Origin of the sequence: Rhizobium sp. RAF56, assembly GCF_052113965.1 — a bacterium.
Taxonomy (GTDB): domain Bacteria; phylum Pseudomonadota; class Alphaproteobacteria; order Rhizobiales; family Rhizobiaceae; genus Rhizobium.
This window is the reverse complement of record NZ_JBFRDU010000150.1, coordinates 1-395: the sequence shown is the minus strand read 5'-3', so window position 1 is coordinate 395 and position 395 is coordinate 1. Positions and strand designations below refer to the sequence as shown.

Sequence of the window (395 nt, the reverse complement as noted above, 5' to 3'; positions counted from 1 at the left end):
GATTTTGTTACCACCCAGTTGCGCGTCGGCCAGTTGAAAGCGCGCGAACTGATGAGCGCATTCCCTTAAGCCACGGCTATCTTGGTCAGGAGACCAACGGCGCAGGCGGCTTGTTCAAAGGCTTGCGCACCATTCCGGTCATTTTCGATATTCTGCGCGACGTGGAGGAGATCTGCCCGAACGCCTGGGTGATTAACTTCACTAACCCGGCGGGAATGGTGACCGAAGCGGTCTGTCGCCATACCGACTTCAGGAAATTTATCGGCGTCTGCAACATTCCTGTCGGCATGAAGATGTTTGTCCGCGATGTGCTGGCGCTGGATGCGCATGATGAGATCGCGCTCGATCTTTTCGGCCTCAACCATATGGTGTTTCTCAGCGATGTGCAGGTAAAC

At 54.9% G+C, this 395-nt stretch carries 1 protein-coding gene; it reads left to right on the top strand.

Features of this window, described 5'->3' with window-relative positions:
• Nucleotides 1–395: family 4 glycosyl hydrolase (locus tag AB4048_RS29020; protein WP_442205378.1), on the top strand; the 395-nt coding region annotated here is incomplete at both ends.